The organism is Paraburkholderia sprentiae WSM5005, assembly GCF_001865575.2.
GTDB classification, from domain to species: Bacteria; Pseudomonadota; Gammaproteobacteria; order Burkholderiales; family Burkholderiaceae; genus Paraburkholderia; species Paraburkholderia sprentiae.
Map to the genome: position 1 here is coordinate 1,820,288 of NZ_CP017562.2, position 13,062 is coordinate 1,833,349.

13 protein-coding genes are annotated in these 13,062 nt (G+C 66.7%); 3 read left to right on the plus strand and 10 right to left on the minus strand.

The features are described from left to right. Window positions 1-24: 24 nt before the first annotated feature. Both BJG93_RS25035 and BJG93_RS25040 read left to right on the plus strand, forming a co-directional pair. On the plus strand, window positions 25-951 hold the full coding sequence (locus BJG93_RS25035; protein WP_027194031.1) for a LysR family transcriptional regulator: 927 nt from the start codon (window positions 25-27) through the stop codon (window positions 949-951). A 282-nt stretch (window positions 952-1,233) separates the two neighbouring features. Continuing rightward, window positions 1,234-2,442, plus strand: coding sequence for a sensor histidine kinase (locus BJG93_RS25040; protein ID WP_027194032.1), 1,209 nt, complete (start codon window positions 1,234-1,236; stop codon window positions 2,440-2,442). A gap of 81 nt (window positions 2,443-2,523) precedes the next feature. Here the strand turns inward: BJG93_RS25040 and BJG93_RS25045 are convergent, their stop codons facing one another. The 3 genes from BJG93_RS25045 to BJG93_RS25055 form a co-directional block, all read right to left on the minus strand. Beyond that, on the minus strand, window positions 2,524-2,883 hold the full coding sequence (locus BJG93_RS25045) for a hypothetical protein (protein WP_231337514.1): 360 nt from the start codon (window positions 2,881-2,883) through the stop codon (window positions 2,524-2,526). Between the two features lie 14 nt (window positions 2,884-2,897). Next, on the minus strand, window positions 2,898-3,890 hold the full coding sequence (locus BJG93_RS25050) for a hypothetical protein (protein ID WP_051374141.1): 993 nt from the start codon (window positions 3,888-3,890) through the stop codon (window positions 2,898-2,900). Between the two features lie 228 nt (window positions 3,891-4,118). Continuing rightward, window positions 4,119-4,697: a hypothetical protein gene (locus BJG93_RS25055; RefSeq protein WP_027194034.1), complete on the minus strand. Its 579-nt coding sequence runs from the start codon at window positions 4,695-4,697 to the stop codon at window positions 4,119-4,121. 213 nt (window positions 4,698-4,910) lie between these two features. Between BJG93_RS25055 and dmeF the strand changes: the two genes are divergently transcribed. Then, a complete protein-coding gene (gene dmeF, locus BJG93_RS25060; RefSeq protein ID WP_027194035.1) occupies window positions 4,911-5,828 on the plus strand; it encodes a CDF family Co(II)/Ni(II) efflux transporter DmeF in 918 nt (305 codons plus the stop codon). A 153-nt stretch (window positions 5,829-5,981) separates the two neighbouring features. Here dmeF and pcaF read toward each other — a convergent pair whose 3' ends face one another. The 7 genes from pcaF to BJG93_RS25095 all read right to left on the minus strand — a co-directional run bounded on the left by pcaF (window position 5,982) and on the right by BJG93_RS25095 (window position 13,048). Beyond that, window positions 5,982-7,184, minus strand: coding sequence for a 3-oxoadipyl-CoA thiolase (gene pcaF, locus BJG93_RS25065; RefSeq protein ID WP_027194036.1), 1,203 nt, complete (start codon window positions 7,182-7,184; stop codon window positions 5,982-5,984). A 336-nt stretch (window positions 7,185-7,520) separates the two neighbouring features. Then, window positions 7,521-8,501 (minus strand): D-erythronate dehydrogenase, encoded by a 981-nt coding sequence (gene denD, locus BJG93_RS25070; protein ID WP_027194037.1) that lies wholly within the window; start codon window positions 8,499-8,501, stop codon window positions 7,521-7,523. 13 nt (window positions 8,502-8,514) lie between these two features. Continuing rightward, window positions 8,515-9,333, minus strand: coding sequence for a 2-oxo-tetronate isomerase (otnI, locus tag BJG93_RS25075; protein WP_027194038.1), 819 nt, complete (start codon window positions 9,331-9,333; stop codon window positions 8,515-8,517). A gap of 60 nt (window positions 9,334-9,393) precedes the next feature. Then, on the minus strand, window positions 9,394-10,056 hold the full coding sequence (otnC, locus tag BJG93_RS25080; RefSeq protein ID WP_027194039.1) for a 3-oxo-tetronate 4-phosphate decarboxylase: 663 nt from the start codon (window positions 10,054-10,056) through the stop codon (window positions 9,394-9,396). Further along, the gene (gene otnK, locus BJG93_RS25085; protein WP_027194040.1) at window positions 10,053-11,366 is read right to left on the minus strand and encodes a 3-oxo-tetronate kinase; all 1,314 of its coding nucleotides are present in this window, start codon (window positions 11,364-11,366) and stop codon (window positions 10,053-10,055) included. The genes otnC and otnK overlap by 4 nt, the downstream gene beginning before the upstream one ends. A gap of 14 nt (window positions 11,367-11,380) precedes the next feature. Then, the gene (gene ltnD, locus BJG93_RS25090; RefSeq protein ID WP_027194041.1) at window positions 11,381-12,271 is read right to left on the minus strand and encodes an L-threonate dehydrogenase; all 891 of its coding nucleotides are present in this window, start codon (window positions 12,269-12,271) and stop codon (window positions 11,381-11,383) included. A gap of 72 nt (window positions 12,272-12,343) precedes the next feature. Next, window positions 12,344-13,048 carry a FadR/GntR family transcriptional regulator gene (locus BJG93_RS25095; protein ID WP_027194042.1) on the minus strand — a complete coding sequence of 235 codons (705 nt, stop codon included), beginning with the start codon at window positions 13,046-13,048 and terminating at the stop codon, window positions 12,344-12,346. Window positions 13,049-13,062 lie beyond the last annotated feature (14 nt).

Sequence of the window (13,062 nt, forward strand, 5' to 3'; positions counted from 1 at the left end):
TCAAAATTCTGCACAGTCAATCTAATGGAACTGAACGATCTGGCCGCCTTCGTCTCGGTCGCCCGCGCCGGGGGCTTTCGCGATGCGGCGCGCGTGAGCGGGGTGTCGGCGTCGAGTCTGAGCGTCGCGGTGCGGCGCCTCGAAACCAGGCTCGGGTTGCGGCTGCTGAACCGCACCACGCGCAGCGTCGCGCCGACCGAAGCCGGGCTGCGTCTGATCGAGAAGCTGACGCCGCTGTTTGGCGAAATGGAAGCGGCGCTCGATGTGCTGAACGGCTTTCGCGACAAGCCGACCGGCACGCTCAAGCTCAATGTGCCGTCGAGCGTCGCGCGCATCGTGCTGCCCGACGTGCTCGCGCGCTTTCTGAAGAAGTACCCGGATATTCGCATCGAAGTGGTGGTCGAGGATGGCTTCGTCGATGTGCTGTCGATCGGCTGCGATGCGGGCATTCGCTACGACGAACGCCTCGAGCAGGACATGATCGCGGTGCCGATCGGCGCGCGCGTGCAGCGCTTCGCGACCGCGGCGTCGCCCGCGTATCTCGACGCACATGGCCGCCCCGGGCATCCCAGCGAACTGCTCGCGCATGCATGCCTGCGCGGACAATTCGCGAGTGGCGCGATGCCGACGTGGTACTTCGAGCGCGATGGCGAACTGCTGCAAGTGAATCCGACCGGACCGCTGCTGGTGCGGCCGGGCGCCGCGATCGACCTCGCGGTCAGCGGTGCGATCGCGGGCCTCGGCATTGTCCATCTGTTCGAAGAGATGCTGCGGCCGCATCTGGACAGCGGCGCGCTCGAAGCGATCCTCGAACCCTGGTGGCAGCGCTTTTCAGGGCCTTTTCTGTACTATCCGGGCCATCGTCATGTGCCCGCGCCGCTGCGCGCCTTCGTCGATTTCCTGAAGGCCGATTCAGCGGATCTCGTCAGTCATGATGTGACACGCAGTTAGTGTGATAACGACTGCGGCAACGGCGACTCGTGCCGTATCGGCACCGTGGCGCGCAATCCCTAACATCATGGATTGCAGACGGAATGTGCTTGCTGTCTGATGAGAGTCTTGCGAGACCTGTTACACAGACGGCAATTACGCGGATAATGACGCGGTTGCCGGCGCGCATCGGGTCGCCTGGCCGACCGACGGCGAAACAGGCTCGCGCTGCCCGCGCAAATCGAGGCGTTCGGAACCGTTCGTGCGTTTATACGTTGTCTAAACTCCATCCCGGTATCCATCATGATCGACAGACGCGTAGGCCCGCTGCGCAATTTCGCCAACTTCATCCGGGCGGAGCGCGGCCGCCTGACGCGGCAATGGATGCATGCCGTCTCTATCGACGCCCATCTCCCCGAAGCGGACAAGCTCACCTACCAGCAACTGGCCGACCACCTGCCGGAAATTCTCGAAGAACTGTGCGTCGTGCTCGATGCGGAAGATCTGGAAGGCGTCGAAACGTTGATCGAACGCGACGCGAAGAAGCACGGCAAGGTGCGCTGGCGCCAGGGTTACCGGATCGAAGAGCTGGTGCGCGAACTTGACCTCTTTCACAAGGTGCTCGCCGAAGCGCTCGAAGAATTCGTCGAACGCGACAGGACGTGCACGCGCCGCCACGAGGGCCGCGCGCGGCGCCTGATCGCCGAAGCATTCAGCGTGATTACCTATGCGTCGATCAAGGAAGTCGTCGCCGAACGCGATCGCACGATCGATGAATACACGGGGCGGCTCGAACGCGCGAATCACGAATTGACGCTCAAGCAGCGGCTGGTCGGCGATCTGTACGAATCGCGCATGCACATCACGCGCTGCGTCGCGCATGATCTGCGCAATTTCCTCAATGCGTTTTCGATCGCGCTGCAACTGATCGAGCGAGCGCCGTCGAATGCCGATGCCGCGTTGACGCTCGCGAAGCGCCAGGCTGCAGACATGAAGCAACTGGTCGACCAGACGGTCGAGTACTCGGTCGTGCTTGGCGACTCGGCGCCGCTCGTGCTTGAAGACGTCGATTTGCGCGAGCTGTTCGACGAACTGGTCGCGTCGACGCGGCCGTCGATCGACGCGAAGGGGCTCGCGTTGCGCAGCTCATTCGACGCGACGCTGCCGATCGTCACGTCGAATCGGCTCAAGCTCAAGCAGATCGCGCTCAATCTATTGTCCAACGCGATCAAATATACGAAGTCGGGGCAGGTCGAATTCCGCTTCGCGACGCATGGCGCCGAACACTGGTCCATGCGGGTGTCCGACAGCGGCATCGGCATTGCGCCGGCCGACGCCGAGCGCGTGTTCGACGAGTTCGAGCGCGCGGCCGGCAAGGACATTCCGGGCACCGGGCTCGGGCTCGCGATCGTCAAGGAGCTCTCCCGGGTGCTCGATGGGCAAATCGAGTTCGCGTCGTGCGAAGGCGTGGGGACCACGTTCGAAATCCGGTTTCCGTTGCGCATGCAGTGAGCCGATCCATCGCTTGATCCCTCTGCATACCGCTCGCTTGCCCGAGCAACGCCGCATGCGTCTGGACGCGCTGCCGACCGTTCAATGTGATTGCGGTGCAGATCTGCCCCGGCCCGCCGGTAGACACTCGCTCATCGCACCGTTACGCTCGCTCAATCCACGCACGACCATCTCGGACGATTTGCCGTCACGCCGCGCGAGTTCGGCCAGATCGAGCAACGCGGCGTAGCGCGCGGAACAGTCGCTCGCTGCGCGGGTGGCGGGAGTCGCGCGAAGGTCGTCGGTTCGCTCGAGGTACGCGTTTAGCGCCAGCAGTGTTGCAATCATGATCGTCGCCAGCGCAGCCGCGTTACCGAGCGCGCGCCATGCAGCCACGCCGGCTCCCGGGTAGCGCATCGCGCGACGGGATCGCCATGCTTCGACGCAGGTTCGGATTCGCATCGCCGCGCTCATCGTCAGGCCCAATGCGCCGGCACCCACACGCGCCCGATCCAATGGCCCGGCACCCAGACGGCAGCACGCGGCGCGACATACACCGGACGCGGCGCGACGTACACAACCGGCGGCGGGGGCGGAGGCGCAAGCACGACCGGCGGCGCAACGTAGACCGGCGGGGCCGTCACCACGACCGGCTTCGGCGGCACGTAGACGACCGGCGGCGGCACGATGACCGTCGCAGGCGGCGGCGCGACCACCACCGGCTTCGGCGCGACGACCACGGTCGTGCCGGTCGTCGTCCCGCCCGCGACCACCACGCCGCCTGTTACCACGGTACCGCTCGATGTCACCGTGTGGCCCTGCGTGCCGGTCACGCTGGTCGACGTCGTCACGACGCCGGGTGCGACCCGCGTCGCGGTGCCCGAGTGATAGACGCTGTTGTCGTTCTGGCCCGCCACCGTGCCCGAGCGCGCGCAGGTCGACCCGGCGCAATTCGTCGACGCGGAATGATCGACCGTATTGCCGTTCGACCCCGTGATCGAGCCCGACGACGAGTACTGGCCCGGCGCGGTGCGCGTCACGTCGCCGGACGTCGTCGCCGTTTTGCCGTCGGGGCCGCTCAGCGTGCCGTTGTGCGAGCAGGAGCCGCCCGCGCAGCTGGTGTCGCCGGAATGCTGCACCGAATTGCCGTAGCGGCCCGTTGCGGTTCCCGAGTTCGAGAACTGGCCGGGCGCGGTGCGCGTGAGCGTGCCGGTGTTGCTCGCGAAGCCGCCATACGGACCGGCCACACCGCCCGCATGCGAGCAGCTACCGCCGCCGCAGGAGCCGGAGTGGGCGCCGTTATAGACGCCGCGCGACGTGTACGCGGTGCCGTGACCTGACCACGCGAACGCCGATGCGCTGCCGAGCGCGAATACGGCGGCGGCCGCGCCGAGCAGCGCCTTGCGCAGCGCGCGTCGCGCCACGCCGCGGCAGACCTTGTCGGAACCTGCGAACGAATGATTTTTCACGGTATGTCCTTGCTGGATTCGGGCCACTTGCGTCACTGCCGCGTGGCGACGAACGGACTATAGAAGGACACACCGCGGAAATCATCACGGAAGATATGTCGCGCGGTTTCACCGCGATGCGCGCCCGTCAGGCAAGGCTTAGCGGGCATTTGGCGGGAGCCGCGACATATTTCGACATACTGTGCTTAGCGAACGCGGCCGCACGACCACTGCCGCGCCCTTCCCCCGTCACTGCCCGACCGGTGTCACCTGCACGGCGGCGGCCGACACGAACGCCGCGTGCACGGTATCGCCGACCTTCATGTCGCGCAGATCCACATCGGGCGCGGCTTCGAAGGTCTGCGTCTGATACGCGCCGCGCAGCGTGACGAGGCGCTGCTTGCGATCGATCTTCAGTACGGTCGCGAACACCTCGGTCTGCCGCGCCGCCTCGTACCCGCCCGACGCCGGCCTGTAGCTCTGTCTGTCGGCCCGCTCGCGAATCCCCTTGCCCGCGCCGCTTGCCTTGTCGACTTTGGTGAGCAACGCATTCTTGTACAGCACGTCGACGCGATCGCCGATCTTCAGCTGATCGAAGGCGGCAACCTGCTGGCCGACGAGTACGATCGCGACGTCGCCGTGCGGGCCCTTCAGTGTCAGCGAGCGGTTGCCCGCATCGATGGCGACGATCTCCGCCGTCATATGCACCGGCTGCGCCGCGCTCAGCACCGCTTGCGCGGTGCTCGCCATGTCGTCCTGGGCGCGCGCCGGCGAGGCCGCGGCCGCCACCGCGACGACCCATGCTGCAGCTAGCGTCGCTGTTCTCATCCGCGTTCTCCTCGAGCAAGGCTTCAAGACGGCTTGACGGTCGGTCATGCGCGCCGCGCGCAATCGCTTCGCGCCCCGCAGCATTCATGCCCGCGCATCGACATCCGCCCTTCGAACCGCGACAGCAAACAGTATGATGCGGCTATGTCGCATCTGAGTGAACACAAAGACGACTGATTGAAGCGCATTCGCCGTTATTCGAAGTGGGTTTCTATGACTGACAACATGATCTACAAGCACGAGCACTCGTTTCTCGGCAGTTCGCACGACGAAAACGCACGCCGGACCCGTTCCGTCGTCGCACTCACCCTTGCGATGATGGTCGGCGAAATCGCGGCCGGCTACATGACCGGCTCGATGGCGCTGCTCGCCGATGGCTTCCACATGGCGACGCACGCCGGCGCGCTGGGAATTGCGGCGCTCGCGTATGCGTTTGCGAGACGCAACGCGGCAAACCGCGCTTTCAGCTTCGGGACCGGAAAAGTGGGCGAGCTTGCCGGCTTCGCTTCGGCGTTGATTCTCGCGCTGGTGTCGCTGGGCATCGGCATCGAATCGGCGTTCCGGCTCATCCATCCCACCGGTGTCGCGTTCGGGCAAGCAGCGGTGATTGCGGCGATCGGGCTGGTCGTGAACATCGTCAGCGCGTTGCTGTTGTCGGGCGGCCATGCGCACCATGGGCATCACGATCACGACCATCATCACGGCCATGCGCACGGGTCCGACAACAACCTGCGCTCCGCCTACGTGCACGTGCTCGCCGATGCGCTGACCTCGGTGCTGGCGATCGTGGCCCTGCTGGCCGGCCGCTATCTCGAGTGGGTGTGGCTGGACCCGCTGATGGGCATCGTCGGTTCAATCGTCATCGCGCGCTGGGCGTGGACGCTGATGCGCGACACGGCCAGCGTGCTGCTCGATAAAACCGACGAGCATGTTGCCGGCGAAATCCGCGAAATCCTCGGTTCGCACGGCGACGCCGAAATCGCCGATCTGCACGTCTGGCAGATCGGCCCGGAAGCGCGAGCCGCGATCGTCAGTGTTCGCACGCACGGCGGCGTCACCGCGGAGACGATCCGCGCGCGGCTCGCGCAAGTGCACGAGGTCACGCATCTGACGGTCGAAGCGGCGTCATAACGGCTGCGTTCCAGCGAAAGCACGGCGCAACCAAAACAAAGGGCCGGCGTGTCTCGACGACACGCCGGCCCTGCTGCTTTTGACTATTCAGCTTGCGCCGAGACCCGCAAACATAGCGCGAGGACGGAACCGCGCGCTAAGACAACGCTCGCATCACACGCGCTCGATCGCGATCGCAATGCCCTGGCCGACGCCGATACACATCGTGCATATCGCGAAGCGGCCCTGCGTGCGTTGCAGCTGATACGTCGCGGTCGTCACGAGACGCGCGCCGCTCATGCCGAGCGGGTGGCCGAGCGCGATCGCGCCACCGTTCGGGTTCACGCGGGGATCGTCGTCGGCGACGCCGAGGGCGCGCAGCACCGCGATGCCTTGCGAGGCGAACGCTTCGTTCAGCTCGATCACATCGAACTGGTCGATCGTCATGCCCAGACGCGCGAGCAGCTTCTGCGTCGCGGGTGCCGGACCCATGCCCATCACGCGCGGGTCCACGCCGGCCGTCGCGATGCCGAGCACGCGGGCGCGCGGCGTCAGCCCAAAGCGCTGCGCGGTTGCTTCGTTCGCGAGCAGCAACCCGGCCGCGCCGTCGTTCACGCCCGACGCGTTACCGGCCGTGACCGTGCCGTCCGGACGCACGACGCCCTTCAGTTTCGCGAGGGTTTCGAGGCTCGTTTCGCGCGGATGCTCGTCCTGCGTGACCGTGATCGGATCGCCCTTCTTCTGGGCGATCGTCACGCCGACGATTTCCTGTGCGAGCGTGCCGTCGCGTTGCGCGCGTGCGGCCTTCTGCTGGCTGCGCAGCGCGAACGCGTCCTGGTCGGCGCGGCTGATGTTGTAGTCGGTCGCGACGTTTTCGCCGGTTTCCGGCATCGAGTCGACGCCGTACAGCTTCTTCATCAGCGGGTTCACGAAACGCCAGCCGATCGTCGTGTCGTAAATCTCGGCCTGACGCGAAAACGCGGTCGGCGCCTTGCCCATCACGAACGGTGCGCGGCTCATGCTTTCGACGCCGCCGGCGATCATCAGCGCGGCCTCGCCCGACTTGATCGCGCGCGCGGCGATGCCGATCGCATCCATGCCCGAGCCGCACAGGCGGTTGACCGTCGAACCCGGCACGTCCTTCGGCAAGCCCGCGAGCAGCAGCGACATGCGCGCGACGTTGCGGTTGTCGTCACCGGCCTGGTTCGCGCAGCCGTAGATCACGTCGTCGATCGCGGTCCAGTCGACGTTCTTGTTGCGCTCCATCAACGCCTTGAGCGGCACCGCGCCCAGGTCGTCGGCGCGCACCGACGACAGCGAACCCGCATAGCGGCCAATGGGGGTGCGAATCGCGTCGCACAGGAATGCTTCGGTCATGGGATGTCTCCAGTTGAGATGCTGCGTGCGCTGTGCCGCGCGCCGGGTTTACACCGATGACGCCGGTTCGATGCGCTGCGGCATCGGGTGGCCAACGGCCGCGGGCGGGAAGCTGCACATGAAGGCGGCGCGGCGGCCCTCACGTCGGACCAGCTTAGCGCAGGATCGTGAACGATGGGCTTCGGCTCGACGACTCGCCCGGCCTTGTGTTCTATACACGAACGTCCGGTCATATATCGAACAAAACAGGCTCGATGATAGGCGTGGCCGCGAAAGCATGTCAAGCACAGCCGCAGCCGTGCCGGGCGACACCAGGGGATACGCGGAGAGCGGATTTCAGCGAACCTGGATTCCCTCATCGGCGATGTAGCCGCGGATCACCTCCGCGAAACTGCGCTCGGCCGCAAGCCCGAGCCGTTCGGCGCGCGATGTATCCCACGCACCGGGCCAACTGCCGACGATCTGCTCGATGCGCTCGTCGGGCTGCCGTACGATGCGGCTCGCCACCGCATCGCCCGCGACCTCGCGCAGTGCCGCGATCATTTCGTCGACGCTGACCGACAGGCCCGGCAGGTTCAGCACGCGCTGCTTGCCGAGCGCGGCGCCCTCGAGTTCGAGGCCGGCGATCAGGCTGTCGATCGCCTTGCGCGGCGACAGCAGCCATAGCCGCGTCGAACCCGCGACCGGACACACGGCCTCCTCGCCATTGAGCGGCTCGCGGATGATGCCACTCGCAAACGACGAAGCCGCCGCATTCGGCCGCCCCGGCCGTACGCTGATGGTCGGCAGCCGCAATACCCGGCCGTCGACGAAACCGCGCCGCGAATAATCGTTCAGCAGCAGTTCCGCGATCGCCTTTTGCGCGCCATACGACGACTGCGGGTTCAGCGCGGTGTCGTCCCGCACGACCGCAGGCAGATCGCCACCATAGACCGCGACCGAACTGGTGAACACGACGCGCGGTCGGTGCCCGCGCTGACGGCAGACTTCGAGCAGCAGCCGCGACGCATCGAGATTGATGCGCATGCCGAGATCGAAGTCCGCCTCGGCCTGGCCGCTGACGATCGCGGCGAGATGAAAGATCGCCGACGTTTGAGCGTCGATCACGCGTTCGAGCACGCTGCGCTCCGCGATATCGCCGACTTCGGTGCGCACGCGCGCATCGCCGAAATCGTGGGCGCGCACGACGTCGAGCAGCACCAGCCCGGTAATCGCTTGCGGTGCGCCGTGCGCATCTTTCAGCGCGCCGCGCGCGAGCAGTTCGCGCGCGAGGCGCTGGCCGAGAAAACCGGCGCCGCCGGTGATGAGTACTTTCATGATGACGTATCCGTCAGTGGTTGTCGGAAAGAGTCGACGCGCCGTCGAGATAAGGCTTCAGCCAGCCCAGCCCCGCCGAGGTCGCCGCGCGCGGCCGGTATTCGCAGCCGATGTAGCCGTCGTAGCCGAGCGCATCGATCAGATCGAACAAGTACGGGTAGTTCAGTTCGCCGATGTCGGGCTCGTGCCGCTCCGGCACGCCGGCAATCTGGATATGGCCGATGCCGGCCATATCGCGTTTGAGCTTGATCGCGAGATCGCCCTCGACGATCTGGCAGTGATAGCAATCGAACTGCACTTTCAGATTCGGCGCGCCCACTTCGGCGCAGATCGCCTGCGCGTCGTCTTGCCGATTGAGGAAATAGCCGGGTATGTCTCGCGTGTTGATCGGCTCGATCACGACCATGATCTGATCGGCTTGCGCGGCCCGCGCGGCATAGGCGAGATTGTTCAGGTACACGTCGCGTTGCGTGTTGCGCTGCGTTTCGCCCGCCCGATCGCCGGCGATCAACCCCGCCATCACATGCAGCTTGCGATTGCCGAGCACGCGCGCGTACTCGAGCGCCGTGTCGACGCCGCGGCGGAACTCGTCCTCGCGGCCCGGCAGCGATGCGAGGCCGCGCTCGCCGCCGTGCCAGTCGCCGGGCGGCGCATTGAACAGCGCCTGCGTGAGGCCGTGCGCGTCGAGCCGTGCCTTCAGTTCGTTCGCGCGGAACTCGTACGGAAACAGGAATTCGACCGCGTTGAAACGGTCGCGCGCGGCGGCGGCGAAACGGTCGAGGAACGCGTGTTCGTTGTACATCATCGACAGATTGGCGGCGAAGCGAGGCATGGCGGCAGTTCCTTTAAGACAGTGCGATAAGGTGCGCGGCGTTCATCGGTCACGCCCCCGCTACCAGCGCGCGCCGAACGCGGCACATAGCGCTTCGATCGCGGCGGCGTCGAGCGGCGCGGGCCGCGGATTGGTCATCAGCCACAGGCGCGCGGTCTCCTCGAGTTCTTCGAGCACATACGACGCATGCGCGACCGAGCGCTCCCACACCACCGGCCCCAGACGTTCGAGCAATACCGCGCGCACCCGATCGGCCAGCGCGGCGATCTGCGCGGCGACTTGCGGATCGCCCGGGCGTCGATAGCGAATCAGCGGTACATGTCCCACTTTCATCACGTAGTACGGCGTGATCGGCGGCAACACGTCCGCTTCGCTCCACACGCCCGCGAGCGTCAACGCGACTAGATGCGTCGAATGGGTGTGGACGATGCCGCGCACGTCGGCGTTGCGTGCATAGATGCCGCGATGCAGCGCGAGCGTTTTCGACGGCTTGGCGCCCGACACCGCATGGCCATCCGCGTCGACCTTGGCGATGTCGGCGGGGTCGAGGCGGCCGAGGCACGCGTCGGTCGGCGTGATCAGCCAGCCGTCGTCGAGCCGCGCGCTGATGTTGCCGGCGCTGCCGACGGTATAGCCGCGCTGATACAGACTCGCGCCGACCGCGCAGATTTCCTCGCGCACGCGCGCTTCGGTGGCGGTGTGAAGTGCCGGCGCGCCGCTCATTGCGAGGCTCCGTCGAGATGGCGCAGCGCCTTGTCGAAGAAGTCGGTCGTGCCGAAGTTGCCGGACTTCAGCGCAAGCGCGAGCGGCTCGGCGCCCGTCGTCGCCGTGGCCGGCACACCCGGATCGATCTGCGCGCCGATGCGCAGCATGTGCACGTCGAGCGCCTGCACGACCGCGCCCGAGGTCTCGCCGCCCGCGACGACGAACTTGCGCACGCCGAACTCGCGCAGGCCGCGCGCAATCGATGCCAACGTCATCTCCACCAGATGCCCGGCCTCGTCGACGCCGAGTTCGCGCTGCACGGCCTGCACTTCGTCGGGCGATGCGGTCGCATAGATCAACACCGGCTCCGCGTGCACGAAGCGCTGTTGCGCGAACGCGAGCGCCTCGCCGATGACGTCCTCGCCGCGCGCCGCCGCGAGCGGATCAATGCGGAACGCGGGCCGCGTCGCGCACCATGCGGCGACCTGCGCGTTGGTCGCTTTAGACGCACTGCCCGCGAGCACCGCCGACAAACCTTCGACACGCGGCAATTGCGCGGCATGGCTCGGCTTGCCGAGCAGACCCGCGCGCCGGAAGTTGGCCGGCAAGCCGAGCGCGACGCCCGAGCCGCCCGTGATCAGCGCGAGGTCCGCGCAGGCCGCGCCGAGCGTGTGCAGATCGGCGTCGGACACCGCGTCCGCAATCGCGATGCGCACGCCGTCGGCGCGCAATGCGTCGAATGCGGCGCGCACGCCCGCGTCGCCTTGTGTGAGTGCGTCGTAACGCACGAGTCCGACCTTCGATCGAGTTTGCCGCTGCAGCACGCGCACGAGGTTCGCGTCGCGCATCGGCGTCAGCGGATGGTTTTCCATGCCCGACTCGTTGAGCAGCGCATCGCCGACGAACAGATGACCGCGAAAAATCGTGCGGCCGTTCTCGGGAAACGCGGGACAGGCGATCGTCAACGACGCGCGCTCGGCGAACTCGACGCACAGCGCATCGAGCAACGCATCGGTTACCGGGCCGATATTGCCCGCATCGGTCGAATCGAAGGTCGAGCAGTACTTGAAGAAGAATTGCCGGCAGCCTTGCGCGCGCAGCCAGGCGAGCGCGGCCAGCGATTGCGCGACCGCGTCGGCGGCGGGGATCGTGCGCGACTTCAGCGCGACGACGAGCGCGTCCGCGTCGAGTGCTTCGCCAGATGCGGGTACGCCGATCGTCTGCACGGTACGCATGCCGCCGCGCACGAGCATGTTGGCGAGATCGGTGGCGCCGGTGAAATCGTCGGCGATGCAGCCGAGCAACGCGGGGTTCGTTCGAGCCGTCATGACCCGCCCCTCGCCTATTGCTTCGCCGGCAATTCGATGCCGGGAAAAATCTTCACGACCGCCGAGTCGTCTTCGCCACCGTGGCCCGCCGTCGACGCCATCATGAACATCTGATGCGCTGCCGCCGACAGCGGCAGCGGAAATTTCGTGCGACGCGCGGTATCGAGCACGAGGCCCAGGTCCTTCACGAAAATATCGACCGCCGACAGCGGCGTGTAATCGCCCGCGAGAATATGCGGCACGCGGTTTTCGAACATCCACGAATTGCCCGCGCTGTGCGTAATCACGTCGTACAGCGCGTCCGGGTCGACGCCTTCGCGAAGGCCGAGCGCGAGCGCCTCGGCGGCCGCCGCGATATGCACGCCGGCCAGCAGCTGGTTGATGATCTTCACCTTCGAGCCCACGCCATGCGCGTCGCCGAGCCGATACACCTTGCCGGCGATCGCGCCGAGCACGTCCTCGCACGCCGCGTAAGCGGTTGCTGGACCGGACGTCATCATCGTCATTTCGCCCGACGCGGCGCGCGCCGCGCCGCCCGACACCGGCGCATCGAGCATCAGCAGACCGGCCGCCTCGACGCGCTTGCCGAGATCGCTCGCGAATTCCGGCGCGACCGTAGCACTCGAGATCACGACGCCGCCCGGCTTCATCGCCGCGAGCGCGCCTTGCTCGCCAAACAGTACGGCTTCGGTCTGCGCCGCATTCACGACCAGCGTGATCACGACCTCGCAATGCGCGCCGAGATCCGAGGGCGTCGCACAGCCGACGCCACCTTCATCGACGAACGCCTGCAGCACGTCGCGCCGCAAGTCGCATGCGTGGACCTTGAAGCCCGCGCGCAACAGCGAGCGCGCGACGCCGAGCCCCATGGCCCCCAAACCAATGACACCGACATTTCTCGACATGCGTGACCTCTAAGGATTGGTGCGGCATTCGTGGGTTCGCGCGCGTCGCCATCACCGCGCGCACTCGGCGCGTCAGACGATGCCCGCCTCGGCAAGCCGCCGCGCCGCGTTGTACAGATGCGTCTGCGCGGCGATGCGTGCCGCCATCGGATCGCTGCCACGAATCGCCGCGGCAATCGCCGCGTGCTCGTCGCGCACCTGCCGCGAGAAGTCCTCGCGCAGCGCCTCGTTGCGGCGCGTAACGAGCGTGCCCGCTTCAAGGTACTGATTGAGGAAACTCAACGTCTTCAGCAAATAGGGATTGCCCGTCGCCGCCGCGATCGCCCGATGAAAGGCGACGTCTTCGGCGACGCCGTCTTCGCCGTCGGCGACCGCCCGTTCGATGCGCTCGAGCGCGGCGTCGATCGCCGCCATGTCGGCGTCGCTGCGGCGCATCGCGGCTTCCGACGCGACCTCCGCCTCGATCGCGCGGCGCAGCGCGAGGATCTGCACGACCGAGCCCGGTTCGACGGCTTCCGCATAGTCGATCCGCAACGGGCGGATCGCGCCGTGCCCGGCGACGAACACGCCACTACCCTGGCGCGGCTCGACCACCCCCTCGTTCTTCAGCCGCGACAGCGCCTCGCGAATCACCGTGCGGCTCACACCGAACTGTTGCGCGAGCACGGCTTCGGTCGGCAGCCTGGCGCCACGCGCGAAGGTGCCCTTGTCGATCTGTTTCAGCAGTTGCTGCGCGACGGTGTCGCTCATCGCACGCGCGGGAATCTTGTCGAACATGGTGAACCGGTGGG

Bases quoted from the DNA above. Each gene is read 5' to 3' on its own strand.
- otnC (WP_027194039.1), bottom strand. From the start codon at position 10,056: ATGAGCGGCGCGCCGGCACTTCACACCGCCACCGAAGCGCGCGTGCGC.
- pcaF (WP_027194036.1), bottom strand. From the start codon at position 7,184: ATGACCGAAGCATTCCTGTGCGACGCGATTCGCACCCCCATTGGCCGC.
- BJG93_RS25045 (WP_231337514.1), bottom strand. From the start codon at position 2,883: ATGCGAATCCGAACCTGCGTCGAAGCATGGCGATCCCGTCGCGCGATG.
- otnI (WP_027194038.1), bottom strand. From the start codon at position 9,333: ATGCCTCGCTTCGCCGCCAATCTGTCGATGATGTACAACGAACACGCG.
- otnK (WP_027194040.1), bottom strand. From the start codon at position 11,366: ATGACGGCTCGAACGAACCCCGCGTTGCTCGGCTGCATCGCCGACGAT.
- ltnD (WP_027194041.1), bottom strand. From the start codon at position 12,271: ATGTCGAGAAATGTCGGTGTCATTGGTTTGGGGGCCATGGGGCTCGGC.
- BJG93_RS25040 (WP_027194032.1), top strand. From the start codon at position 1,234: ATGATCGACAGACGCGTAGGCCCGCTGCGCAATTTCGCCAACTTCATC.
- BJG93_RS25035 (WP_027194031.1), top strand. From the start codon at position 25: ATGGAACTGAACGATCTGGCCGCCTTCGTCTCGGTCGCCCGCGCCGGG.
- denD (WP_027194037.1), bottom strand. From the start codon at position 8,501: ATGAAAGTACTCATCACCGGCGGCGCCGGTTTTCTCGGCCAGCGCCTC.
- BJG93_RS25095 (WP_027194042.1), bottom strand. From the start codon at position 13,048: ATGTTCGACAAGATTCCCGCGCGTGCGATGAGCGACACCGTCGCGCAG.
- dmeF (WP_027194035.1), top strand. From the start codon at position 4,911: ATGACTGACAACATGATCTACAAGCACGAGCACTCGTTTCTCGGCAGT.
- BJG93_RS25055 (WP_027194034.1), bottom strand. From the start codon at position 4,697: ATGAGAACAGCGACGCTAGCTGCAGCATGGGTCGTCGCGGTGGCGGCC.